We start from the raw sequence: 24,830 nt of genomic DNA on the forward strand, positions 1-24,830 counted from the left end.
TAGAGAAGAATTACGCTAACGAAGTAGGGTGAAGAAATATATTCTTTAGGCCGGATCATTGTTGATGATATTGAACTTAGTGCGATGGATGGGATTACGCAAGAAGAACAAGAACGCTTTTTCGAAACACTACGCAAAATCAAGGATAATGTAAATCAGTAAAGTAGGGAGTCTTAGCATCATGAATAAACAAAAGTTGTGGACGAAGGACTTCTTATTCGTTTTTTTCACAAATCTTTTTCTCTATTTATCTTTTTATTTATTAGTTGTTATTTTTTCCGCATATGCGATGGAGCATTTTGATGCTACACAAAGTCAAGCGGGTCTGGCTTCGAGTATATTCATTCTGGGTGTCTTAATTGCTCGTCCTTTCGTAGGCAGGTTTATCCAGCAACTCGGACATAAAAGAATGCTTTACATAGGCTTAATTTGTGGTCTAGTGACTTCGGCTTTATATTTCCAAGTAGATAGCTTACTGTTGCTTCTTTTAAACCGTTTCTTGCATGGAATATCATTTGGGATTGCTGCCACTGCGACAAATACGATTGTGGTAGGGTTGATTCCTCCTGAGCGACGTGGTCAAGGCATTGGTTATTTCGCATTGAGTATTACTCTTGCTGCGGCGGTTGGTCCACTGTTAGGGTTATTTATTACCCAACATGGAAGCTATCATATGATTTTTTTAGTCTGTTTACTATTTGCAGCATTCAGCTTTGTGGTTACGTTGTTTTTAAAAGTGCCTAAAGCGGAACCTTCGACAGAACCCTTAGCCCCAAAGAAAGGATTTAAATTCAAAGATTTCATAGAAGTTAAGGCTGTTCCTATCGCCATTGTAATGGCTGTAATCAACTTTAGCTATTCTAGTATTCTTACATTTCTTATGGCCTATGCTAAAGATATAGACTTATTGGATGCTGCGAGTTTCTTTTTTGTCGTATTTGCTATCTGTATTTTAACTTCAAGACCCTTTACGGGTAGATGGTTTGATCTGAAAGGTGAAAGTTTCGTTATGTACCCTTCACTCGCGTTGTTTGGGGTTGGTTTAATATTTCTTAGTCAATCTTATCAAGGATTTACTCTTCTATTAGCAGGGGCTTTAATTGGTTTAGGATTTGGAACCGTTCAGTCTAGTACTCAAGCCATTGCTGTTAAGAATGTACCACATCATCGCGCTGGATTAGCCACTTCTACCTTTTTCATTTTAGGTGATACAGGAATGGCGATCGGACCATACGTCTTAGGATTGTTACTTCCTATAACAGGTTACCGAGGATTATATATTGCCGTAGCTGCGCTTGTATTTGCTAGTATCGTTTTATACTATGTACTGCATGGTAGAAAAACATCCCCTCATAACTTCGTACATAAAGCGAGTTAGAACATAAAAGACTATAGAAAATGAATCATACGTAAATTGACAAATAAGAGGATGTTCCGCAGCCTATTTATGGCTTGCGGGACATCCTCTTATGTATACTTGCACCTTACATTAAATTAATGTGAGATCATCGTCTTTGCATCCGGCATTTCATCATCTGCAAGCTCATCACCTGGTTTAACTCGCGGTTTACGCAGCATTGTAGTTAACAATAATCCTACAACGGCGATACAAGCGGTGAGAAAGAATGTGTCACTAAATGCAGAAGTGGAACTGATTTGTATATTCCCAGCTGTATCTGGAGCCGACATGTAATGCATTATTTTTGAAGTTAAATACCCTGTCAATCCAGCGATAGCAAACGATGTAACAACCTGTTGTGTAGCTGATGTTAAAGGAGTTACCCGGTTTACAAGTCTGCGTGGCGCCGAATTCAGTACATGAGTATTCAATGGCATCATCGTTAGACCCATACCTGCTCCCATAAAAATAAGTGGAAGTACAATCATAAACATATCGGTATCTACAGTAATCTGAGAAAGTAGGAACAAGGCTATAGAAACCAGAGTCAGACCGGTCATAGCAAGTGGACGAGCACCCCACTTATCGAACAATCTTCCTCCAATAGGCATAAAGACCATGGAAGCAAGGGCTTGTGCAAGTGTGGTATAACCACTTTGTAGAGGAGTAAACCCTCTCACATTTTGTAAATATAGTGGAATCATCAGAATGGCACCGAACATTGCGATCTGTGTTATCCAAGATAAGATTACACCTCGTGTGAAATCAGAAGAGGCAAAGACACGAAGCTCTAACAAAGGCTCTTTCTGGTTAAGCTCCACGATGATGAATAAGATAAGGGCAACACCACCGACAATCAGTCCTGTTAAAGTACTTGACGATGTCCAACTTGTTCCTGCCTCATTCACACCAAACGCTAACATAGCGAATGCGATCGGAGCTAGGATTATCCCAAGAATATCGAGGGAAGGAACCTTCTTGTTCTCAAATTTAGGTAAGAACTTAATACCTACAATGACAGCAGCGATTCCGATCGGTACGTTAATAATGAAGATCCAATGCCATGAGGCAATCTCGATCAACCAACCCGATAATATAGGTCCCGAAGCGGGAGCCAGTAACATAGGGATACCTAACATACCCATCACTGCCCCCCTCTTGTTAGGAGGAGCAAGTCTGAAGACCATGGCCATCCCGATGGGAGCAACCATACCTCCTCCAAGTCCTTGAATAACCCGGAATATAATGAGTTGTTCTGAGGTTTGTGCCAGAGAGCAAAGTATAGATCCGAGCGTAAATAAAGTAATTGTGATGAGGAAGATCCGTTTAGCGCCGTACTTATCTGTCATCCATCCGGCTAATGGGATAACAGCTGATAAAGCTAGTGTATACCCGGTCATTGTCCATTGTATTGTCTTCAATGAGGCCCCAAAATATTCTTGCAAGCTAGGTACAGCTACATTGATAACCGTGCTGTCTAGGATGACCATAATCATACCTAGAATAACAGCCATAAGGGGTGCAATAATCGCCTTGATAGAGAATTCTGTATTAACGGGTACACTTGCTGCGTTTTGTATAGCCATTCGGTTATCTCTCTCCTATTCTTTTCTGTATAATTTCACGATATATATCTGAATGAGTGGATGTAAGAATCTCAACCCATGAATAAGATATCTTGACGAGAAATGAAATACTTTGTACTATTGACCGTATGGTTTTTAATAAAACTATTAGGTCGAAAGATAAACTAATTTTACTTAATTTTTAAATAAAGTCAATTTATTTCTTGGAAAGAGGGAGAAAGTTGAGTGTAACCAAGCAGAAAATCCTTGATTCAGCGATGCGGTTCTTTTTAGAAAAGGGATACCTTGCGACCTCCATACAGAACATTGCCGACGACTGCGGAGTGTCAAAAGGTTCTATATATAATTTTTTTAATTCCAAGGAAGATTTATTCATCGAAGTTTTGATGTTACAACAGCATAGAATGGTAGAACAAATCCACACCATTCGTGCAGATCAGACACTCTCCTTAAGGGAGGTCTTTATTCGTGAAACCCAATGTCAGATTGAGTTTTTTTTGGACAATAGCTTTATTATGCAGGAAATGAAGAAGTTAACGGTGCCTGATGGGAAGATTGGACCCTTTCTGTTTCGCCTAAGGGCAAATCTTTTGAAATATAACAAGGAGAGCCTCGTACGAGTATTCGGGGAGCATATTAAACCTAATATTTGGGATCTCATAATTATATATAACGGAATCGTTCGTGAGTTTATATTTTTATTAATTTTCGAGAATAAATCTCTTATTACGCGGGACATAGCCGTATTTGTTGTTCAATGTATGGATGAAATGGCGACGAATATGAAAATCAAAAAAAGACTCCCCCTGTTACAAGATTCAGATATGCGTGAATATCTACAATGTGCGCTAAACGGGGAACAAGTACCTGACAGGACACGGATACTTGATCTCATTCAGTGCCTAATCTCTACAATAAAAGAGCTTCCAATCACAAACTCTGAGAAGAAGGAACTTCAGGAAGCCACCCTTCTTCTTCAAGAAGAGCTAGCATGTGAACAACCCAAATTAGTATTGATTCGTGCGCTCCTTGTTTTTCTCGAAAAAGCACATGGGCTTAAAGATATACTTAGACAATTAGAGAAGCTTGTAGTCAAAAACTTATGACGAGCTTGTTCACGTTATGGTGTACACTCGGCCAAAAGTTAATGTGATCAGTAAGTCGGAACTTTTTATTAAACATTAGAATGAAAAATCAGCATTCTACAACTTAACAGAATCAAAAAAACATACCCCTTGGCGATTCGCCAAGGGGTATGTCATGTCATAAAGAGTGGTATGAATTATACGTTAGCCATTTCCTTCTCCGTAAGAGTTATAGGTTGTAAAGCTTGTAGTCCCGCTGTATTCAGGAAGTTCCAAGGCTTGTTGTAATGTGGTTGGAAGAAGAAATCGATGAAGCCTAATTCATCCACGGTCATGTTGTTCTGGATACATACAGAAATCGTATTGATGGATTGAGTTAGATCCACCTCAGACATTAATTGTGCCCCCACAATACGACGAGTGGTCTTCTCAAAGACAACTTTCAAAGTCACGCTATCGAAGGTAGGCATAAATTCAGGACGATAATGATCCGTCATCGTAACGGATTCCACTTCTAAACCTTCGTCTTTTGCCACCAATTCCGTCAATCCAGTAGCCGCTATATTGTTCTCATATATTTTGATACCTGATGTTCCTTGCGTTCCTAAATATCTAGTTGTAGGTTGTACCAAGTTCCGTGCCACTAGTGTTCCCATACGAACCGCATTGGTAGCCAAAGGAAGATATGAATTCTTGCCTGTTGGGTTGTAATGGATCGCACAGCTATCACCAGCCGCGAAGACATCCTTCTTGCTTGTCTCCATGTAGCTATTCACTACAATAGCTCCATTAGGAAGCATATCCACTTGACCCTTGAGTAGTTCTGTATTCGGACGGAAACCGATGCAGAGAATAACTAAGTCCGCTTCATGCTCGCCTTTGGTTGTGATCACCTTCGTGACTTTGCCATCGATGCCTTCAAATGAAGTGACAGTCTCTTCTAATGCTAACTTAATTCCCTTATCTGCTAGCGATTGTTGAACAGGCTCTGTAAACTCTGGGTCCAAATATTTATTCAGAATACGATCTACGCTATCAATTAAAGTCACTTCTTTACCATTCATTTGAAAAGCTTCAACAAGTTCTACACCGATGTAACCTGCACCTACCACCGTAATGCGTTTCGCTTGCTTTGCTTTCTCAATGATGGTGTTGGAATGATTAAAATTCTTACAAAGTAGGATATTATTCAAGTCGATACCTTCAACCTTCGGAATGATCGGCCATGATCCTGTCGTAACGATCAATTTATCATAAGTGTCATCGAATTGTTCACCTGTCACAAGGTTGCGTACAGTAAGTGTCTTAGTATCTGTATCAATCGACGTTACTTCATGACGCATATTGGTATTTACACCTAGCTCAGCTAATTGCTCTGGCGAAGAATAAAATAGACCTTGTGGGTCCTTCACCACACCACCAACATATAACGCTATACCACACGATAAGAATGAAATGTTATCATTCCGTTCGTACACTGTAATTTGAGCTTCTGGGTACAATTTAGCTGTGTTGGCGATAGCTGCTGTTCCTGCGTGGGTACATCCAATAACGACTACTTTCATGATTTCTTCCTCCTCCAAATGGTCACTCTATATATTTTAGTATATTGTGAATTGTTTCACCTGATGTACCTTATTATAGTGTGATACTTTTCACATTGCAATAGACATTGATAAAGTTTTCACAATGTTCACAATTACGTTTGTCCTTTAACCGTGCAGACTCTGGGGTTTTACAAGTAATTACTCTGGGTCATATATGGATATGAGTGAACAATGTCATATTTAAAGTTTGAAAATTACTTTTCAATTCCGCTATTTTATTGTGCGTTGTAGCAACGATTAATATTCACAAGAAGAAACATGAGCAAAGTATAGTGAAAACTTAACATTTTTTTATATAAAAAAAGGCTACCTGAAAGTGAATTCCCCTCAGATAGCCTTTCTCATTATAGAATATACAGCCTTTGTTACGGCATAATAATACGCCCTGACTTTATTCTTGTTCTAATGCCTTTATCGTAAATTCATTCGGATTACTTAGAATATACTCTCTTATAAAATATTTATTTCTTTCATACGTATCCGTGATTTCAGTTTTACCTGAGGTTATTGTAAATCGGTTGGTGTCCTCATCCTTAATAAGGCCACAGATAATGACATATCCATCTAGAGAGACATATTGCAAGCCATCGTTCAACTTCAATTCATCCCTCTTAAAACTCAGTAAATGATCAGAATTCACCGTAAACTTTTCTTCGTTAATGGCTTCATATATAATGTACCCATTCATTTCACCTAAATCTTTGAAACGATAAGAGTACAGATATACCCCATACTTCCCAATGATCTTATGATCTCGTATGACGATATCAGACACCTTGGTGTGTCCATCTACACTTGCTAAGATCCGTCTTTCGATATCTTTAGGAATGTCTTGTTCACTGTATGTTGTAGAAGATCCCCGATAAAAAATAAGAATCAAAACTCCTGCAAGAATGGCGATGGCTCCAGTAATCGTTCTTAATTTACGATTCATAGATTCCTCCATGAGATAAGATTATAATTAGGATGATTATAACCTTAAATAATGTGGAAAAAAAGTGAAATTTTTTTAATGGTTCATCATGATCATCGCATATTCTGTAAACATAACCGTCTAGTCTAAACCTCAGATTAACCCGTTAATGACACCCTGTTCATCCAACGCAATATGCTCTGCAGCAGGAGACTTAGGAAGACCCGGCATCGTCACGATATTCCCTGTATGTGCAACTACAAATCCTGCTCCAGCCGATAACGAGATGTCCCTAACATGAATCGTAAAGCCTTCCGGTGCACCCAGCAAACGCGGCTGATCCGAGAACGAATATGGCGTCTTTGCCATACATACGGGTAAGTTCCCATATCCAAGTCGATTAATCTCTGCAAGTCCTCGCTTAGCAGCTGCGGAGTAAGACACGCCTTCTCCACGATAAATCTCCCTAACCACCTTCTCAATCTTCAAAGAAATATCCATTTCTTCATCATAAAGCGGTGCAAAGCCCGTTATCTGGTCATTTAGAAGCTCAACTAAACTCTCTGCAAGCCTCCGTCCACCTTCACTACCTTCTGCCCATACATTCGAGACTTCTACTCGAGCCTCAAGCTGTTGACAACGCTCCTTCACTAGCTCTATTTCTCTAGAGGTATCTTCTGCATATTGATTAATAGCAACCATCACAGGAACCCCGAATTTACTCAGGTTCTCAATATGTCTCTCCATATTGGATAACCCTAACTTAAGTGCTTCATCGTCGACCATATCTAGATCTTGCTTCAGAACTCCACCGTTATATTTTAGCGCCTTTACGGTTACAACAAGTACAGTAGCCGCAGGAGTTAAATGAGCTTGGCGACATTTGATATCGAAAAATTTCTCCGCGCCTAAATCTGCACCAAAACCCGCTTCTGTCACGACAATGCTAGCCATTTTCAGAGAAAGTTTAGTTCCAATCACACTACTACAACCGTGCGCAATATTAGCAAACGGTCCGCCATGCACCACGACTGGAGTTCCTTCTAGTGTCTGTACGAGATTGGGCTTAATGGCTTCCTTAAGAAGGACAACCATGGCTTCCACCGCCCCTAACTGAGACGCTATTACAGCCTCTCCCTCTTCGTTATAACCAATCAACATCTTACCAAGTCTATTCCTTAAGTCCGTCAAGTTCTCACTCAGACAAAGCACCGCCATAACCTCAGAAGCCGTCGTGATCATGAAGCCTGTCTCACGTGTGACGCCATTGCCATCTCCAAGACCCGCCACAATTCTCCGCAGACTCCGGTCATTCATATCCATAACTCGTTTCCATACGATACGCTCTGAATTCAGCCGCAGTGCATTCCCTTGAAATATATGGTTATCAATCATTGCTGATAGTAAATTATGAGCTGAGGTAATTGCATGGATGTCTCCTGTAAAATGAAGATTAATATCATCCGATGGAACAATTTGCGCTTTGCCACTTCCCGTTGCGCCACCCTTCATTCCGAAACACGGGCCTAGTGAAGGCTCTCTGAGAGCTGCGATTGTCGGTTCACCTATCGCATTCAAAGCCTGCGCAAGTCCAATCGTAGTTAACGTCTTGCCCTCGCCGGTAGGTGTAGGGTTCATCGCCGTTACCAATACTAGCTTACCATCTGGTCGATCCTTGATCTCTTCCCAAAGAGATGGATTCAATTTACATTTAAATTTCCCGTATAACTCTAGATGTTCCTCCGCAATATCGAAAGATTGAGCAACTTCAACAATAGGTTTCATTCTAGCAAGTAACCTCCAATAGTTCTGTCTATGTCATTTCTTCATGAAATGAACTCGAATAACCCTATTGTACCTGAAATAAGTGCAGGATAACTATGAAATAATCGCTAACGTCACGATCCATTTCATAGTTGTCTAGCAATAAAATTCATAGCCTTATGTTCAAGCAATCTTTTAATAATTGGTTCGGTCCCTAATTAAGTATGAATATCTCTCTTTTCAAAAGAAACTAAAGTAACTATCAAACAGATCGCTACGATGATAATAGGAATAAGCGTCACACGAATATAGTCATTTATACCTGCTAGCAATATGTGCTGTGAATTTGCAACATACATCCCGGAAAATTTCATGATCTGAGTCATTAGTGTATTGTCAGAAACCATTCGTAAAAATGCATAAGAAGAGTCTTTAAGATAACCAAAGAGCATAAAATCACCGAATATTATGAGAAAAGTGATTACTACCGCTGAAGCAGTTTTCCTTACGAGCATCCCTACCATCATTACGATCGCAGAGTAAGCAGCCAAGTACAAAATGTTAAAGCCCAATGCGCTGAAAACGGTTATCAAATCTCCGCTTAGGTTGTTATTTCCGATGTGAGAACCTGTAGTAAGAGTTGCTGCCATATACAACGCATAGAAAATTCCGAAAAATTGGAATACCCACCAAATGATTACTTTTATTTCCGTAAGATATTTCCCAATAATATACGATGACCTGCTCTGACCCGAAGCGATGATATTTTTTACGGACCCATATTCAAATCCCTCTGTTGCGAAAAAACAGGCGTGTATAGGAATGATAAAATACAGGAAAAGGGACAAGGGTGTTGCCATGGTTAGCGGTTGCGCAGGGCTACTTATATCAAACCCAACCTGCGTTCCTATCCAGACAAGTAGCAAGATGCTTGCAAACAAAAACATGAAACAGATCCCTCTAAACATTGAATCCTTTTTCAAATAGTAAGCTTCACCTTTTAGGAAATTTATCATTAGTTGCTCCCCCCCCTATTAAATCCATGTAGTAGTTCTCAAGATTTGGAGTAGATAGGTTGATCCCTTCAATTTCGATTCCTTGCTTTAGAAGAACAGTCATCAGCTTTTCCAGATTCGTACTTTCTTTAGGGATTTGAATTTCACCGGCTTCAGTAATGTGAATTAACTCCATATTAAGTTCATTTTTTAATATTTGGACAGTTGCAGCCGAATCTGGCGTTCGAATGCATATCCGTGTTTCAGCTGATTCCAAAAGTTCATCGGCTGAAATCTCCTTGATTAACCGTCCTTTGTGAATAAACCCGAACTTTGTAGCCAGTAACTGCAACTCACTTAAAATATGACTGGATATTAAAATGGACACTCCCCTTTCATTTGCTAGATTCTCCAGAATCTTTCGCACTTCCACAATTCCTGAAGGATCAAGGCCATTGATAGGTTCGTCCAAAACCAAAAATTTCGGGTTGTTAAGAAGAGCGATAGCAAGTCCAAGGCGCTGCCGCATTCCAAGAGAATAATCCGATGTATTCTTTTTCCCAACGTCTGACAAAGACACTGCCTGCAATACATCTGCAATCCTGTTTTTATCCTCAATGCCATAAATACGACAATAGAATGTCAGATTTTCTTCTGCATTCAAATTCGGATAAAGGGCCGGCATTTCAATTAGAAACCCAACCTGTCGTCTGGCGCAATTGAGCTTATTTTTTTCACCTTTCCCCAAAAGGGATATTTTACCTGATGTCGGATGGACCAAGCCGCCAATGATTTTCATGAGGGTGGTCTTCCCGGCCCCATTTTCTCCGATAAAACCATATATATCGCCAGGCTGGATAGTCATATTGATGTCCTGGAGTGCAAACGATGATCCGTATTGTTTTGTTAATCCCTTTGCTTCGAAAATAGTTGTATTCAACATAGAACACTCCTCTTTTTACTTCTGTGTACCTTCTGTTGCTCACCGGTCAAACAAAACAATTCTATAGTTTGTCGACGGGTAATAATAGCATGCTTTTATTGACTCAACACGCAGATTGTTTAAATTAAGAAAGTTATTGTACTTTTCAGGGATTGTCTTAGCGATTTCACTTCCTCTGAGCAGCAACGGCTGAAAGAGGTCCCCAGCGCCGTATGGCTTGAGTTTTCGTAAAAATGTATAATATTATTACACGAGGGATAAATCCCCATAAATGAAGAGAGATAATTGTTGAAGGAGGGGTTATATGATTCATATCGCTGTTTGTGATGATGACTTGCCAACAACCGATCTGGTTGAAAGGCTGATACTGGGAACTCAGAATAACTTTTCTGAAAAAATAGATATTTCCATTTTTTACTCAGGAGAAAGCTTCTCTAAAGCCATTCAGAGAAGTTGCCCATTTGATATTATTCTTATGGACATTGAAATGGAAGGCATGGATGGAATTAAAGCAGGGTATGTACTAAGGGCAAATGATGAGAATGACATTGTGCAACTTATCTATATTTCCAGTCATGAAGAATACCATCTACAACTTTTCGATGTTCAGCCATCAGGGTTTATTAAAAAGCCCATTGAGCCGCAAATATTTAAACATAAATTAATTTCTACCATTCAAAAAGTAATTCGCAAGCGACAGCAAGGCAAAAAGAACTTCCTGCCGGTACATCAAAAGGGAAAAGAAGTTCTAACTCCCTTCCGGGATATCGTGTATTTGGAGAGTAATATAAGAAGAGTTTTTCTTTACACAAAAAATGAAAAAATCGAATACTACAGTACATTAAACGAGGAAGAGCAAAAACTTCCCGTCAGCGTCTTCATCAGAATACATCAGTCATATATAGTAAATTTTTACTTTATTAAAGAAATCAGTTATAAGAAAGTAGTTCTCGTAACTGGCAAAGAACTACCAATCAGTGAAAAGAAAAGCGTCTCCGTCAGGAAAAATTATTTAAAATTCAGGGGGAATCTTGTTGGATAATATATTCCTAGAAGAACTGTTTTATCTAGTAACACTCCCATTTCTATCGGTTATCATTCATTATTTTTTCAGCCATTGTTTCGTTTGCCGTGTTGAGAAGAAATTAAATCTTGTATTACTCTATTTCCTATATTTTGCGTGCAGCATTGCTCTACACTTTAGTCCGCTACCTGGCACAGTTCTGCTCACTCTGAATATAGGATTAATTGTACTGCTATCTTTTCTCTATAGGGGAAATCTTAAATGGAGGGTATGTGCCGCTCTTTTTATCGTAGCTCTTATCATTCTTAGCGATGTAGCTATGTCGACAGCTTATTCGACAAAGGGATATATTATTAACCTCTTTCTGTCAAAACTTCTGATGTTAATATTGGTGTTAATATCAGTACGGATAGCTAAAACATATGGCAATGGTAGTTTATCAGGGTGGTATTGGTTTTTCTTATTTTTCTGTCCATTGATAAGCATTATGGGTGTAACCCATTTATCCTCTAACTTATTCTTTCGGACTTATCCTGATTTATTTCCAATTATTTGCGTGGGTCTGCTTATTATAAACTTCTTAATTTTTGTTTTAAGCGATCGTGTCTTGTGTGTACAATCTGCGCAGAACAAAAGTCAGCTGCTGGAACAACAAAATGCTTACTATGTAAATCAATATCTTTTGACAAAAGAAATGCAGGAAGAATCCTTTAGGCTTCAACATGACTTTAAAAATATCCTTCTGGGATTGCGCGCAAAACTACATTCTGGAGAAGAAGAAACAACCAAAAATGAATTGAATAAATTACTTGGAAAAATTGAAAATCCAGCAGGAGTCTGTCATAGTGGAAATATTATTATTGATTCGATTATCAATTACAAACAACAGGTCGCCGAGAAGTATACAATCCTCTTCTATTTAGATTTAAACATTCCCCCGCGACTGGAACTTGATACAACAGTGATCAGCGTTATTCTGGGAAATGCATTGGATAATGCTATCGAAGCATGCAAAGAAAAAACGAATGTAGAGCGCTATATAAAAATACATATGCATTATCTTAATGATAGCTTGTTCCTGAGGATTCAAAATCCATTTGTAAATAAAATTCATACAAATCTTTATGGAGAAATCCGTTCTACGAAGTCTGATAAACAATCACATGGCTTAGGATTAAAAAATATCAAAAAAATAGTAGACGAATGTGATGGGTTGTTGGACATTTCTTATAGCAATAGTCTATTTCAGATCGAAATTGTTCTTTTTAAGATTCAATCCCAAAAATCAGTGCTTGACCCTTTAGCCCAGCAAACGGTGACGATTGCATCCAATTAAAATACCCGCTTTATAACCCGATTTCGTGTGAAATGATGGTGGAATTAATAAATATATGGCTGTTTCCGGTGTGCTTACGAGCCATAAAAGTTTTTGGAAAATCAAAGTAAGCCGTTCATATTAAACGGCTTTCTAAATAATAGAGGGTATCAAATGCGATCTTGACGTGACCAGCACTCAACATCGTCGATCTCATAATATGGACTATCGTCTCCTTCACCTGTCAGAGTCAACCATACGTGCTCCTTGTCCATAGTCATCCCGAACAGCTGCTCCAAATGAAACACTCCTGTCGGCAGTTCAGTAGCGCTGTATACCGCCTCGGCAACAGCAGCAGCGGTCTTTGCCGTTATTTTCGATTCATTAGTTCCCTGTATACAATATTCACCTATCATGTGACTCCCATCTTTGTACCCATATGCATCTACCTTCACAGCAAACCGTTCTGAGCCAAAGCGAAGCTTGCCAAAAGATTTCACTGCTATATTACGACCACGCTCTCCCCGCAGCAAGGTCATCAAGCCCATTTTTTGCAGTACAGCTATTGAAACCGTAGCTAAATGAGAATCGAAACATAAGCGGGTCGAGACGGAAGGAATGCCAAGTGTGCGGGGAAGAGTGAATTGATCGGAAAAAGGAAACCGATATGCTGTATGTCGGCCTAAACGGCCTCCAAAATCCGTCTCCTTACCGTCTGTAAAGCTGTTGACGGGAACACTCAGATCTTTTTCCACGATATTAAAGGATGCGCTCAGGCTGTCTACGGTCCACTCGATCGCTGCCTTGCCATGGCTGTCGCCAAGACCAAGCATAACCGATATATCCATGCTCTCCGTTTGATCCATCGCCAGCTTCGCCTGACCGGCCAACAGATTTGTCAGACCAGGCGCAAGACCTACACTTAGAACAGCTGTAGCCTTTTGTCCTGCTCCCGATCTGTCCAACGCTTCCAATTGCTTGAAGAAGGGACCGTTCGCGGAGACATCCACATAATGAGTTCCGCTCTCTAGGCAAGCTTTTACAAATGACGTATCTTGCTGATCTAGACACATCACAACAAGTTTAACCCGCTGCAACAGATGCTTATTAACGGGCTCTCCAAGTGCCATACGTAGTGGCTTCACCTTCCCTCCAGTAGCGCTGCAGAGTTGCTCCGCTCGCTCCAGGCTCCTTCCCGCTGCGTATACGTCTCCTGGGTATTTATCACCTAATATTCTGCATATTTGCGCGCCAACATGACCGTATCCTCCGATCACAACGATATCTTGTTTCATTAGCTTGTCACACTCCCGTTCTTAATCGCAAACCATCCGTCTATCAGATAAGACCCGAAATATCGTGTAACGTTAGAGAAACCTGCATCCCGCAAAAGAGCTTCCAGCTCTACAGCAGGGATGGGATGAGATGCTACACCAATGGAGCTTTCAAACCGTTCCCACTCCTCTGTAGGTATACCATTATCCAGCATATGGCTTCTCCATGCATTCATCTGTAATGACCACGATTCTTTCGTCACATCCCCATTGATTGCCGCAATAAATAGGGGGGCACCATCATGAAGACGATTGGCGATATCTTGTAGTAGCTGCTTTTTCTGTTCTAGACCTTCAATAAAATGATGCACCAGCAGGCAGGTTCCAGCATCATAAAGCTTATCCAGTGCTAGCTCATGCAGCTCGCCATGAATAAGCGATACTTGATCTTTAAGCCCTGCGAATTCAATACGCCGCGAAGCGATATCCAGCATACGTTCTGAAGGATCAACCCCAGTAAATTTCCAAGACTTGTGCTTTCCGCCAAGCGTAACGATCTCTTGTCCCCCGCCGGCCCCAACCACAAGCATATGGGCAGACAACTGCTCTCCCCACTGTGCCGTCAACAGATGGTCAAGCATATCGTATAGCAGATGGTATCCGGGTATTTTTAAAGCAATGGTTTCCTCGTATTTATTAACATCGGGATGATCCCAGTTTCTATGGATAAAAGAATTTAAATCGCTCATTGTAACCACTCCTGTCTTGATGATATGGCTTACTGTTATATAATAAGAATTATTCTCAATTATCAGGACAAAACGTAGAATATACTATCCCACATTTGTGGGATTTAGAAGGGATTCGGCGATGAACGAGGGAATGAAGGCTATGAAACATCTGATGGGCACATTACAGGAGACTCCAATGTCCTCCCAGCAATATAAAGAAACCGTTATAACAAAATTAAGAGAAGCGATACCCTTTGATGCGGCCTGTTGCACGACGGTAGATCCGAATACACTACTATCAACCGGAGCCATAACAGAACAAGGCGTTGAAGATATTCACTCTCAAATTTTTGAATATGAGTATTTACATGAGGATTTTAATCAATATGAGCAACTGGCACACGCGGTAGTTCCTGTGGCTTCATTGAGTGGAGCGACCGAGGGACAACTAGAGCGAAGCGAACGATACCGGGCAGTGCTTCAGCCTGCGGGTTTCGGAGATGAACTGAGGGTGGCACTCATGAGCGAAGGGGCATGCTGGGGATATTTGACCTTATTCCGCTTCCTCGATTCTCCTTTTTTCCAAGAGGAGGAATGCACCATTGTAGCAACCATCGCACCATTCATCGCCAGTACATTGCGAACCTTCACCTTAAGCCTGCCGGCAGAGGATATGCAAGGATTACAAGAAGAGGGAAATGGCATTATGGTGCTGTCTGATCAGCTTATTCCTTTGACCTTCAATGCTGTGGCGAAGCATTGGCTGACCATGCTGCGAGGATTGGAACAGCTCGATAGTGAGGCGCTACCCAGACCGGTTAGAGCGGTATGTTCGCGCGCGTTAGCTGAAGGAAACGATACGATTGGAAAACCGTCCAAGGCCAAAATATGTCTGCGCATAAAGGACGGAAATTACTTATCCATTGTAGCCAGCAGACTTGAAGGACCCACCGGCCTCACTCAATTAGCGGTTTCTTTCGAGCCTGCTAAGTCTTCCGACATTCTCCCTCTAATAGCCGAGGCCTATGCCTTGTCAGTGCGTGAGAAAGAAATCGTAGAACACATATCCAAAGGACTATCTACTAAGGAATTAGCTCAAGTCCTGCATATTTCTGCCTATACGGTACAAGATCATCTGAAATCCATTTTCTTCAAAACAGGTGTCACTAGCCGAAGAGAGCTCATTTGGAAATTGTTCTCTCGATACAGTCTTGACCGAAATGGATAAAAAGCCCGCATCGTTAGAGATTCACGATTGCCGGCTACATTCCATGGTTACATGAGGTTAGGTATATATATGTCATTAATTCACTATATAAGCTTGTATAAGATTACAGCAGATTCTCAATAAGACTAGTCATGGATTCTGGAGCTTCTTTCGGTTCAAAACGTTTCGTTACTTCACCGTCACGGTTCACTACAAATTTAGTGAAATTCCATGCAATAGAGCTGTCTTCACCTACTCCAGGCTGTTGTTCTCTCAAATATTTGAATAATGGATCTGCGCCTTCACCATTCACTTCAACTTTACTAAAGACAGGGAAGGTTACACCGTAGTTCACCTTGCAAAAAGATTCAGCTTCTTCACTTGTACCCGGTTCTTGCGCACCAAATTGGTTACAAGGAAAGCCGAGAACTTCTAATCCTTGATCCTTATATTTCTCATATAGCTTCTCGAGTTCTCCATACTGTGGTGTTAACCCACATTGGCTAGCTGTGTTGGCGATAATCAACACTTTACCTGTGTACTGATCCAATGAAACCTCTTGGTTAGCCGGTGTCGTTGCTTTGAAATTATATACTGACATCTATTTACCCTCGCTTTCGTTATGAACTATTCTTCGTACTTTTCTCTCTAATCATTACCTAAAATCAGTATGAATGCAAATATTGGGTATGATTAAAACCTAAATACCATGTGAAGAACATTTTATAATAAAAAATCCCCCTCCAAACGCACAGGAGAAGGCTTGCTATTAGATTAAGCTAGAAGCGCATGCCTGAGGTACCTACGTACTTATTCCGATGTTTGAGCAAGCTTTACTAGCATATGGGATAGTTTATGTCGTTCCTCTTCCGTTCCTACTTTCCATAGCTCCTGTAAAAGCTTCTCTTCACGGTTACGCGGTGTTTCATTCTCAGATAAATATCCAGCAATCTTCTCTGCAGTACGTGCCAATTGCTCCTCATTCAGCCCGATGGACTCGGCTAAATGAATTCTTTTGCTCAAATAGCTCTGAAACACTTCAAAGTCAGATAAAATACCGTCCTTACGGCTATCACTGATTCTGTCCAATGTATCATCCACTTTGTTCATATCCAACTCGCCATTTTTATTTACTACATGATTATGTTCTGACATAGTAGGGCCTCCTTCAAACTACACTGTTATTCTTTTACTTAACCAAGTTACTATAAGCTCAATCAGCCCTAGAGTATGCTCCCGAACAAATAACTGACCTTAAGGTATGCTGTATTATCATGAGCAGCTCGAACGTAAACTATGCTCTGATTTCATTTTTTCTGCCTTCAACGCAAAAATAGAGAGAGGCTCTAAGCCCCTCTCTATCCTTTAACGGTCTACTTGCTCCGCGGACGACCTTTTCCGCCAGCATAACCACCGCGTGAATTACCTCCGCGGCTACTTCCTCCGCGTGCTTCGCCTCCGCGACTACTTCCTCCGCGTGCTTCGCCCACGCGGCTACTTCCTCCGCGTGCTTCGCCTCCGCGACTACTTCCTCCGCGTGCTTCGCCCACGCGGCTACTTCCTCCGCGTGCTTCGCCCACGCGGCCACTTCCTCCGCGTGCTTCGCCCACACGGCTACTTCCTCCGCGTGCTTCGCCCACACGGCCACTTCCTCCGCGTGCTTCGCCTACACGGCTACTTCCTCCGCGTGCTTCGCCTACACGGCTACTTCCTCCGCGTGCTTCGCCTCCGCGGCTACTTCCTCCGCGTGCTTCGCCTACACGGCCACTTCCTCCGCGTGCTTCGCCCACGCGACCACTTCCTCCGCGTGCTTCGCCTCCGCGGCTACTTCCTCCGCGTGCTTCGCCTCTGCGACCGCCCCCGCTGCGATCATCTCTACGACCGCGACCACCTTCGCTATCGCTTCTCGATTTCTTACCCGAAGAAGATCCGGTGCCCATCTTCTTAACCTCACCAACACCATCGATATTCTCATAACGCATTTTTTCGATTTTGTGGCGGATCTCAAGCTCAATACGCTGTACTTCCGGCTTATCCTTAGGATCTGCCAAAGTAATCGCTACACCCTTATCACCTGCGCGGCCTGTACGACCGATGCGGTGGATATAACTCTCCACATCATGAGGAATATCATAGTTGAATATATGTGTAATACCCTCAACGTCCAAACCACGTGCCGCCACATCCGTAGCTACGAGCAATTGGATTTTGGCTTCGCGGAATTTCTTCATAACACCTTCACGCTTACCTTGCGAAAGATCCCCATGAAGCTCGTCCGAATTGTAACCAGCATCAATAAGTGCTTCGTTAATCATCTTTGCACGGCGTTTCGTACGACAGAAAATAATAGCTAAATACGGGTTATATTCATTCAGCATGCTAAACAACGCTGATTGTTTCAATCGATCCGAACACTCCACAACCACTTGACGGATATGTTCAAGCGGTACAAGGGAATTCTCCCCTTTGATAATAATGTCTTCCGCATCTGTCGTATAAGCTGCTGCAATCCGTTTAATCTCCGCAGGCATTGTAGCTGAGAATAACATCGTTTGACGACGATATGGCAACGCCTGAATCAGCGTCTCAACATCATTCAGGAATCCCATATGTAGCATTTGATCTGCTTCATCAAGTACGAGCATTTTGACTCCGTTTAAGTCAAGTGTTCCGCGTCCTAAGTGATCTAGTAAACGCCCCGGTGTACCAATGATCAGATGACGTCCACCTTCAAGCTTACGCAACTGTTTATCTACATCTTGTCCACCATAGACAGCAAGAATTTTGACGTCTGTGTTGCGTGCAAGCTTCCGCGCTTCTTCCGTAATCTGTAGTGCTAGCTCACGTGTCGGAGCTACAATTAAAGCTTGTGGATATTGACGGTTTGGGTCAATCTTCATCATGATAGGTAACATGAACGCAAGCGTCTTCCCTGTTCCAGTACGAGCACGGGCAATGACATCACGACCTGCTAACAACAACGGAATTGCTTCATGCTGTACAGGCGTAGGTTCGGTAATCCCTTGCACTTGAAGAACTTTAACTAGTTCTGGCGATATGCCTAAGTCTTGAAATTTCGGCAAATCCTTCACCTCATCTTATTATTTATTTGTGTAATTTAAACGACTGGTCTTGCCAAGAGTCACAAGTCTATCTTCAATGGTAAATTCATTCAACCGAAGGTGCTACTTAAGTAAATGTCCTATCGTTACTATAAGAGGTTGTTCAAAAAGTCATCTATGGATCACGAAGTAGCTCTATAAGAATATTCGGCATCGAATCTGAGTTCAACCCTCGTAGTCCGTTGCTCATGGAGGTTTGCCATCGTAAGCATAAGCTATGGTGCTGAATAGTCGACTTTTTGAACTCGCACTATAAGGGTTCCACTCGGGGCCAACATTTCATACACAAGTTATGGAATAGCTTATCGCCTTTGAGACAGCTATTTCTAACATCGTACCCCACACCTTAACTTGCACAAAATAATAAAGACCGACAACCTTATCACTCATGGTACATTGTAACACGTCAGCATGCAAAAAAGGCCGGTAATCTACATACCGACCTCACATTTCATTTCAAAATCGGTACTCAATCTAGAATCTTCCAGATTTAAAAATACCATACAGTAACCATACCAACATAAAGAAGGCCACACCGAATCCGATGCCAATGACAGGGAAATGCCACAATATCGAAGACTGATGATTGAGGGCAGATCCGACAATTAGCCCCACCATGATAATGCTAAAGGCTAATAACACAATACTCATAGACAGCCGATTACTGATTTGATCCATTTTACGCATCACGGCCTGTAATTCAGGTACACTAATCTCTACTTTAAGCTTACCTTTACTAATGAGCGAAGAAATCTGCCTAGCTTGTCCTGGTAGCTCCAACATACTTTCAAGTAGGTTGGTCATTCCACCAAACACCCTTTTCTGTATTCGACCCGTACTATAACGTTCCTTCAATAACTTCTTTCCAAAGGGTTCTGCCATATCAATAATACTTAAAGAAGAGTCCAAATTCTCAACTATACCTTCTAATGTCAACAACGCTTTACCCAGCAAAGTTAAATCCGGTGGAATCATAATCTGATGCTGCCTAGCTACACCGAACAAATCATTTAATGCTTTACCCATACTAATCTCCGCAAAGGGCACGTCATAATAATCATCCCGTAGCCGATCTAGATCGGCTCTAAGCGCAGAGATATCACCGTCATCTGGTAATAGCCCTAATTTCAACACTGCGCGAACCATACCATCTGTATTCTTACGCATCAAAGCGATAATCAATCCCGATAAATGATCTTTCATATCATTACTGACACGACCCACCATACCGAAATCAATAAAGGCGATACTTCCATCTTTCCTTACCATAATATTACCTGGGTGAGGATCAGCGTGAAAGAACCCTTCAACAAAAATTTGATGGAGCATCCCATTAACAACACGCTCCGCAATTTCCTTCAAGTCGAAGCCCTTATTGATTAACTCCTCACGACGACTAAGCATAATCCCATCTACAAACTCCATAGTAAGCACACGTGAAGAGGTATATTCCCAATAGATGCTTGGAATATAAATATGAGCGTCTTTTGTAAATTGCAGTGCTATTTTCTCCGTATTACGTGCTTCTTGACTGTAATCCAGTTCTGCTAGCATGGATCTGGAGAACTCCTGAACAATTCGACTAAGCTGATATTGTCTAGCCCACTGCCAGCGTTTCTCTGCCAAAGCAGTAAGATCACTTACAATATCAAGATCTCTACTGATCATTTTGATAACACCTGGGCGTTGGATCTTGATCGCTACTCTTTCCCCAGTTTTTAGCTTAGCCATATGAACTTGTCCAATCGAAGCCGCGGCAATCGGAACATCTTCGAACCAAGACACCATATCCTGAATAGATATATCTAATTCTTGTTCCAGAATCCCTCTAGCCGTATCCGATGAGAAAGGAGGAACTTGATCTTGTAGCTTCACAAGTTCCTGAATGATAGGTTCTGGAAGTAAATCCGTCCGTGTACTTGCAAGCTGACCCAGCTTAATGAACGTGGGCCCCAGATCCTCTAGCACAAGCCGAATTCGCTCTCCTAACGTTTTGGATTCCACGGATTCATGTGTAATCCAGCGGCGGGGCATCGTAAGAACTTGGAACAGACCTAGTTCTTCGACCATGTACCCAAAGCCATGGCGTATAAGCGCCATAGCAATTTCCCTATAGCGCCCCGTATGCCTAATGCGTACGGCCATTATTCAACCTGCGGTGCTTCCTGTACTGCCTGTGGTGCTTCTAGTTCCGAAATCCTCTGCTCCAAGACAGCGATACGCTGTTCTAGATTCGTAACATCACTAGTAGTAGGCACGTTAATTTCATGTAATATCTTCTTAACCTGATCATTTATGACAGATTTGAACTGAGATTGTTCTTCTTCACCACGTTCAATAAGACGGTTCACTAACGCTTTGGACTCATCAGGCGCAAGTTCCCCGCGATTCACTAACTCATCCACAACTTTCTCAACCTTCTCCTTGCTGACCATCGTAAGGCCCCATCCCAAAGAAATAGCTTTCTTAAACAGATCACTCATGTTCATTACCTCCCATATCTTCAAGTGTGTTTCTTAGACTCCATACTTCGAAAAGAATTCCAAACGTTTATATAAGCTACCTAGCTGTCCACTGTGCTGCTTGAAGAATGAGTTTACCTATCACCGGGTGCATGAATGAGGGCTCATGATGCCCTGGCATCAAGAATGCAACCCGCCCAAGGCCATACGCTTGAGACCAAGCAGCTGGATGCCATGTATCACCTAACTTATATTCTAATAGGATATGCTTCTCCGTAAATGAATCGAATTGAAATTGAAACGGTTCTTCCTCCATCTCAAAAGATTCAATACCCGCTGTGATCTCGTGATCTTCTCCACTCGCACGGAAGGATAACGGTTGAAATGGGGGATGCCCATTAAATTTAGCTCCCATAAGTTGAGATAATTCGTAACGATCTCCTAGTGAGATCCCGTTATGAATGATCAACAAACCTCCACCGTTACTTACATAAGATAAAAGACCTGCCGTTTGCTGTGGAGAAATCTTCTCATCCCATAGATCAACATAAGATATAACAAGATCAAATTGCTGAATATTATTACTTAGTAGCATATTCTTATTCTCACTACATTGTACAGTCATCACATCGTTCAAGATGTGACTAACCTGCGTATCAACCCCTTGTAGTGGATGAAACTTGGGATGCGTATAGCTCCCTAGTAGTAGACATTTCTTATTTGTATTCATTTCATACTCCTCCTTCTCTTACCAAGACATAAGCTGTCCAGCATAATCTACAAACACAGCATCTTTACCTTGCAAATCCTCACTTCTTAATAGTAATTCATCCTGCTAATTATGCTACTAATAGCATTCAACATGGATGAGAAAAACCCTTTTTATATGGAAGAAGTATTCCAGTTTAAACTTCTTTAATTCACCAATATTATCAATGATAAACAACTAGGTAGCGTAGAAATCCAATTGATTAATATTGGGAAAACCCTCTCTCCATCATTCGAGCCTTTCTCTAGTTTACCATTATTACTTATTATATTCTTCTCTCTCTATATAGACTCATCCTATAATACTAATTAGCTTGCAACCCAAGAAAACGTTTCCAAATATTATTTTATTGCGAATTCGGAAGAAAATCAATACGAAGGTCATAGTTAGGAGCTGCGCAGTAAAGCAGGTTGTTAAATAACAGATATCTAGCTTAAATACACCATTAAGCCACAGCTGTTCCAATAGGAAGCAAGCTGCGGCTTAATAATTTTGGGTGTTGAGCCAAATTCGGAATATCAATTATTCCTGATCTTGAGTAGTCGTAGCCACTTCAGACTGTGCCAAGAAAAAACGACCTAACTCCACCATCATGCTACCCATTCGTTCTTCTTCGGGTATAACGATCCGCTCAATCCCTTCTTCCTTAAGTGCCTGCGCTGTAATTTTGCCTACTGCAACAGCCACTACAGGTCCAGCGAATGCCTCTATTAGTAAAGGTAATTGTCCCTGCTCACGAGCATACTCCGCTAAGAATCGAAATTGGGGTGCACTCGTGAAAGTAACAGCGTCCACTTTAGTTCCAACAATGTCAGCCACGAGCTGCTCAAGCTGCTCCTGCTCTGGAGGAACATGGCGATAAGGTAGAAGTTGTCTTGCGTAAGCCTCCTGCTCTTCTAACCACTCCATCAACTTCGGAGCCGGATCTCCATGCAGTTGAACAATTACACTAGCCCCTTTGAGGTCGTAAGGCTCAAAAGAACGAATAAGCCCGGCTGTACTTCCATCATCATCTCGTACTAAAGGCGTTAAATTACGTTTCCGCAACGCATTTACTGTCTTATATCCCCTAGCTGCAATAGATGATTGGGATAACACCTCATGAAACTTCTCGGCGAGCCCCATCCTTTCAGCCATCTCAAAAATAGTATCCAGTCCGATACCTGTCGTTAAAATAACCCATTGTGGTGGGTTATCTGTCCAAGATAGGATACCTTCGCGAAGCTTCTCATCGTCTAGAAATACAGTACCTTGACTTGGGCGATGTCGTGGAGTTCCTCCCATTTTCTCTACTAATGTACCCATTTCAGCTGCTTTACGAGAACATGCCAAAGCTACCACTTTACCCTTCATATTTTGAGCCATATGTATCCTCCTTTTCTTTTTTTTGGTTTTACTAGAGTTTATTGTATCATCTTTAAGAGGGTGTTCAAAAAGTCATCTATGGATCACGAGGTAACGCTAGAAGAATATTCGGCATCAAATCTGAGTTCAACCCTCGAAGTCCTCGACTTTTTGAAATGCATTATAAGTTGCATTGTTTAGGGTTCCAAGGAAGTTTTACGAGGTCTAAGCATTACAAAAATGCCAATGGGAATAATAATTTCGAATATGACGGCAATCCATGTCCAGTGATGATTAAAATGCAAAATTTGAAGCGCATCTTGAAAGAACCATCCCGAACAGACAGATGCCAGTAAACCGACAGGCGCTGCCATCATTTTACCAGATACAGAAGGCATCATAACCTTAAGCCCATAACAAATAATGTACAGCGTCGTAGCCATGTTAATAAGGATGAGAGGGTACCAGAAGGAGACTAACACAAGATCAAATCGATCCAAGAAATCTGTTATTCTGACCTGCCGAACTAATTCATAACTAGGGTACATGAGTCTTTCAGCAACAGGTACACCTAGTACTAATAATAACATGACCGCCACCATAACAAGCAATAAGGTACCTATCAAAAGTGAATACAGAGGATCACGGTATCGGTAGTCCTTACTAGAAATAATGAAGGGGAGCGCAATAATCTGACCTGTTGAAGATAAGACGAGCCAAGTCCCCTCACCAATTCCTGGGATATTCAAATGAAAGATTGGCATAATATACTCTATATCAAAATCCTTAAATAAAACAATCAGCATAAAAAATAGACTCCAAATAAAAATCGGTCCCAATAACTCCGTCAGAGAGGTCAATGTTCGTATACCTCCCCGTGTCATATAAGTAGCTGTTGATACGAGACATAGAGTAATAAAGATTAGCGGCGTATCTGGTAGTAGTATCACGTTGGTATAGTCAACCATAACCCTTATATCACGAGCTAATATGTAGAAAAAAAATAAAAGATATAGGAATCCTATCCCTCTTCCAAGCACAGGGAACCTTGCAGTTAGTGATTGAAACAAATCCTGATTCGGAAAACGCTTAGCACTCCGCATTAACATCCATAAAATAGCTACAAATATCAGGGCTGCTAGCAAATATGACAAATAAGTATGCTGTTTTGCAGGCAATATCGGACTCGGACTAATCTGATTTATGGCAAACGGTAACAAATAAATGATACCGAGAATAACAATCTGACGATAAGTTATTTTCTCCACACCAATATCCTCCTCATACACT

21 protein-coding genes are annotated in these 24,830 nt (G+C 41.4%); 5 read left to right on the top strand and 16 right to left on the bottom strand.

Translation table 11 applies throughout. The annotated features are described in order from the left end of the window. Positions 1 to 181 precede the first annotated feature (181 nt). On the top strand, positions 182 to 1,378 hold the full coding sequence (locus UB51_RS20505; protein ID WP_044878884.1) for an MFS transporter: 1,197 nt from the start codon (positions 182 to 184) through the stop codon (positions 1,376 to 1,378). Between the two features lie 116 nt (positions 1,379 to 1,494). Here UB51_RS20505 and UB51_RS20510 read toward each other — a convergent pair whose 3' ends face one another. Then, positions 1,495 to 2,985: a DHA2 family efflux MFS transporter permease subunit gene (locus UB51_RS20510; RefSeq protein ID WP_044878885.1), complete on the bottom strand. Its 1,491-nt coding sequence runs from the start codon at positions 2,983 to 2,985 to the stop codon at positions 1,495 to 1,497. A gap of 221 nt (positions 2,986 to 3,206) precedes the next feature. Here UB51_RS20510 and UB51_RS20515 point away from each other — a divergent pair, with 221 nt between their 5' ends. Beyond that, positions 3,207 to 4,091 carry a TetR/AcrR family transcriptional regulator gene (locus tag UB51_RS20515; RefSeq protein WP_044878886.1) on the top strand — a complete coding sequence of 295 codons (885 nt, stop codon included), beginning with the start codon at positions 3,207 to 3,209 and terminating at the stop codon, positions 4,089 to 4,091. Positions 4,092 to 4,267: 176 nt separating this feature from the next. Here the strand turns inward: UB51_RS20515 and UB51_RS20520 are convergent, their stop codons facing one another. The 5 genes from UB51_RS20520 to UB51_RS20540 form a co-directional block, all read right to left on the bottom strand. Next, on the bottom strand, positions 4,268 to 5,635 hold the full coding sequence (locus tag UB51_RS20520; protein WP_044878887.1) for an FAD-dependent oxidoreductase: 1,368 nt from the start codon (positions 5,633 to 5,635) through the stop codon (positions 4,268 to 4,270). A 433-nt stretch (positions 5,636 to 6,068) separates the two neighbouring features. After that, on the bottom strand, positions 6,069 to 6,611 hold the full coding sequence (locus UB51_RS20525; RefSeq protein ID WP_044878888.1) for a hypothetical protein: 543 nt from the start codon (positions 6,609 to 6,611) through the stop codon (positions 6,069 to 6,071). A 132-nt stretch (positions 6,612 to 6,743) separates the two neighbouring features. Continuing rightward, positions 6,744 to 8,375, bottom strand: coding sequence for a formate--tetrahydrofolate ligase (locus tag UB51_RS20530; protein WP_044878889.1), 1,632 nt, complete (start codon positions 8,373 to 8,375; stop codon positions 6,744 to 6,746). Positions 8,376 to 8,572: 197 nt separating this feature from the next. Then, positions 8,573 to 9,370, bottom strand: a complete 798-nt coding sequence (locus tag UB51_RS20535; RefSeq protein ID WP_044878890.1) for an ABC transporter permease — start codon at positions 9,368 to 9,370, stop codon at positions 8,573 to 8,575. After that, positions 9,348 to 10,292, bottom strand: coding sequence for an ABC transporter ATP-binding protein (locus tag UB51_RS20540; RefSeq protein ID WP_052676022.1), 945 nt, complete (start codon positions 10,290 to 10,292; stop codon positions 9,348 to 9,350). The genes UB51_RS20535 and UB51_RS20540 overlap by 23 nt, the downstream gene beginning before the upstream one ends. A gap of 304 nt (positions 10,293 to 10,596) precedes the next feature. Here UB51_RS20540 and UB51_RS20545 point away from each other — a divergent pair, with 304 nt between their 5' ends. Together UB51_RS20545 and UB51_RS20550 are read left to right on the top strand one after the other, a co-directional pair. Then, the gene (locus UB51_RS20545) at positions 10,597 to 11,334 is read left to right on the top strand and encodes a LytR/AlgR family response regulator transcription factor (RefSeq protein ID WP_044878891.1); all 738 of its coding nucleotides are present in this window, start codon (positions 10,597 to 10,599) and stop codon (positions 11,332 to 11,334) included. Beyond that, complete coding sequence (locus UB51_RS20550; protein WP_044878892.1) at positions 11,327 to 12,652, top strand: sensor histidine kinase; 1,326 nt, start codon at positions 11,327 to 11,329, stop codon at positions 12,650 to 12,652. The genes UB51_RS20545 and UB51_RS20550 overlap by 8 nt, the downstream gene beginning before the upstream one ends. A gap of 149 nt (positions 12,653 to 12,801) precedes the next feature. Here the strand turns inward: UB51_RS20550 and UB51_RS20555 are convergent, their stop codons facing one another. Next, positions 12,802 to 13,926 carry a saccharopine dehydrogenase family protein gene (locus UB51_RS20555; RefSeq protein ID WP_044878893.1) on the bottom strand — a complete coding sequence of 375 codons (1,125 nt, stop codon included), beginning with the start codon at positions 13,924 to 13,926 and terminating at the stop codon, positions 12,802 to 12,804. Further along, positions 13,926 to 14,654 (bottom strand): class I SAM-dependent methyltransferase, encoded by a 729-nt coding sequence (locus tag UB51_RS20560; protein ID WP_044878894.1) that lies wholly within the window; start codon positions 14,652 to 14,654, stop codon positions 13,926 to 13,928. The genes UB51_RS20555 and UB51_RS20560 overlap by 1 nt, the downstream gene beginning before the upstream one ends. A gap of 121 nt (positions 14,655 to 14,775) precedes the next feature. On the opposite strand from UB51_RS20560, the gene UB51_RS20565 reads away from it, so the two are divergent. Further along, positions 14,776 to 15,864, top strand: a complete 1,089-nt coding sequence (locus tag UB51_RS20565) for a LuxR C-terminal-related transcriptional regulator (protein WP_044878895.1) — start codon at positions 14,776 to 14,778, stop codon at positions 15,862 to 15,864. A gap of 103 nt (positions 15,865 to 15,967) precedes the next feature. Here the strand turns inward: UB51_RS20565 and UB51_RS20570 are convergent, their stop codons facing one another. From UB51_RS20570 to UB51_RS20605, 8 genes are all read right to left on the bottom strand, one after another. After that, positions 15,968 to 16,444 (bottom strand): glutathione peroxidase, encoded by a 477-nt coding sequence (locus UB51_RS20570; protein WP_044878896.1) that lies wholly within the window; start codon positions 16,442 to 16,444, stop codon positions 15,968 to 15,970. Positions 16,445 to 16,653: 209 nt separating this feature from the next. Then, a complete protein-coding gene (locus UB51_RS20575) occupies positions 16,654 to 16,998 on the bottom strand; it encodes a DUF3243 domain-containing protein (RefSeq protein ID WP_044878897.1) in 345 nt (114 codons plus the stop codon). Between the two features lie 218 nt (positions 16,999 to 17,216). Continuing rightward, on the bottom strand, positions 17,217 to 18,926 hold the full coding sequence (locus tag UB51_RS20580) for a DEAD/DEAH box helicase (RefSeq protein ID WP_044878898.1): 1,710 nt from the start codon (positions 18,924 to 18,926) through the stop codon (positions 17,217 to 17,219). A gap of 513 nt (positions 18,927 to 19,439) precedes the next feature. Then, positions 19,440 to 21,110 (bottom strand): ABC1 kinase family protein, encoded by a 1,671-nt coding sequence (locus UB51_RS20585; protein ID WP_044878899.1) that lies wholly within the window; start codon positions 21,108 to 21,110, stop codon positions 19,440 to 19,442. Continuing rightward, complete coding sequence (locus UB51_RS20590) at positions 21,110 to 21,448, bottom strand: phasin family protein (RefSeq protein WP_044878900.1); 339 nt, start codon at positions 21,446 to 21,448, stop codon at positions 21,110 to 21,112. Before UB51_RS20590 ends, UB51_RS20585 begins: the two co-directional genes overlap by 1 nt. 76 nt (positions 21,449 to 21,524) lie before the next feature. Further along, positions 21,525 to 22,157 carry a ThuA domain-containing protein gene (locus tag UB51_RS20595; RefSeq protein WP_044878901.1) on the bottom strand — a complete coding sequence of 211 codons (633 nt, stop codon included), beginning with the start codon at positions 22,155 to 22,157 and terminating at the stop codon, positions 21,525 to 21,527. Between the two features lie 561 nt (positions 22,158 to 22,718). Next, positions 22,719 to 23,561: a uroporphyrinogen-III synthase gene (locus UB51_RS20600; RefSeq protein WP_044878902.1), complete on the bottom strand. Its 843-nt coding sequence runs from the start codon at positions 23,559 to 23,561 to the stop codon at positions 22,719 to 22,721. 176 nt (positions 23,562 to 23,737) lie between these two features. Further along, on the bottom strand, positions 23,738 to 24,808 hold the full coding sequence (locus UB51_RS20605) for a GerAB/ArcD/ProY family transporter (RefSeq protein ID WP_044878903.1): 1,071 nt from the start codon (positions 24,806 to 24,808) through the stop codon (positions 23,738 to 23,740). Positions 24,809 to 24,830: the final 22 nt, after the last annotated feature.

The sequence above is a fragment of the Paenibacillus sp. IHBB 10380 genome, from assembly GCF_000949425.1.
In the GTDB taxonomy this organism is placed as follows: domain Bacteria; phylum Bacillota; class Bacilli; order Paenibacillales; family Paenibacillaceae; genus Paenibacillus_AQ.